Below are 1570 nucleotides of genomic sequence, written 5' to 3'. Positions count from 1 at the left end.
ATCATTTTCTTTATCACTTCCTTCAGTTCGCCCAGGTGTCCGGCGCTCACACCGGTGTTCTCGGCTATCCGGGCCAGGTGGCCTTCGGCCGTGTCCATCTTCTCCACCACGCTTTCCAGCCGGTCGTCCATGCTGCTCCAGTGCTGCAACCCGCTGGTGAACATGCCCTCCAGCTTCGTCCCCTGGTCCTGCGTCATGGCCGTAAAGCCCCCGGCTTTCGCACTTTGACTGGTGCCGCCGGCTTCGGTCTTGTCGTAGCCCGTGGCGGCAGCCAGGTTGTCACGCAGCGCAAGGGCTTCATCCATATACTGCATGTACTCTTCCATCAGCGCGTTCCGTTCCGCCTCGGTCAGTTCGTTGTCCTCCATGGCCTTGCCGAACTTCTCCCACCAGCCTTTCAGTTTTTCGCTGTACATCTCACCGATCTTGTTGCTCAGCATCGCCCGCATGAAGTACTCGGATATATCCTCCGCCGCATCCTTGGCACCGTACTTCATGTTCATCAGGTTGTCGATGAAGCTGCTGTACATGCCGTCGAATGAAATACCGGTCAGACCTTCATACAACTGGTCGGTCAGTTCCTCCAGCTTGCCGGCCTGGTCTATGTAGTCATCCAGCTTCTCGGTCAGCCGCCCGCCGTAGCCGCCCTTGCCGGTATTCTGTATCTGCGTCCACATATCCACATTCGAACGCAATGCCCTCATTTCCTCCGGACTCAGGCTCCACAGGCTCCCGTCCCACTGGCGGCCTATCTGTCCGCTCAGTTTGTCTATCTGTGCTTGGTTGAAACCTCCCCAGTAGTAGTTCCAGCTGTGGTGGCTCCCATGGTAGCCGGCTTGCGCCATCGCCATCTGCAGGTAGTTCGAATTCGTTTCCTGCTGCATCTTGTACGCATCACGGTAGGCAGCCACAGACTTGGTACCCTTGCTTGCCTTGATGGTATCGGTCAGGTCCTCGATGGAAGTCTGCAGTTTCTCGTTCCGGTCTGTAAGGCGGTCTATTGCCGCCTGCACTTCCCTGGCGTTCCCGCCGATGCCGAACAGCTTGTTGAAACCTCCGAAAGACACCGTGTTCAGTAGTCCGCCGATACCTTTCACAAGGGAGCCGCCTATCTGTTTGAACATGTCCCCGCTGAGGATATTGTCGAGTATCCCGGTTATCGCATTGAAGATGGTATCTATCAATGATGAGATAACCGGACCTATACCGTCTTTCAGCAAATCCAGTATGGAGAGAATGGCCGATATGATCTGCCCGATGACTCCGGCACTTGACAGGGTCTCGGACATCCGGTTGATGGCATCACCGACCTTGCCCCCGATATTCAGTTTTGACAGCCCGGTAAGCATGTTCCGGATTCCTTCAAATGATCCCTGTAAGGTTCCGCTTGCAAAGCCGTGCAATCCGTCGGATACCATGTTCAACCCGTCAACCGTGTCCTGCGAGGCACTTTTCACCTCCCCGGCAAGCGCCTTCATTTCAGAGGTGGCGTCCAGGTATTCTTCGTCAGCTGAAGCGCTGGACGATTGGGCCGTTTGAAGAGCGATTTCGGTACGTTCTATTTCTGCCT

At 55.7% G+C, this 1570-nt stretch carries 1 pseudogene; it reads right to left on the bottom strand.

Annotated elements, in window-relative coordinates:
• A pseudogene (locus tag LPH68_RS26145) lies at window positions 1-1570 on the bottom strand (viral A-type inclusion protein); the annotation flags it as partial.

The organism is Bacteroides sp. 1_1_30 (assembly GCF_020982715.1).
GTDB classification, from domain to species: domain Bacteria; phylum Bacteroidota; class Bacteroidia; order Bacteroidales; family Bacteroidaceae; genus Bacteroides; species Bacteroides xylanisolvens.
Note: the sequence above shows the minus strand (reverse complement) of the source record. Positions and strands in the feature narration are given on the sequence as shown.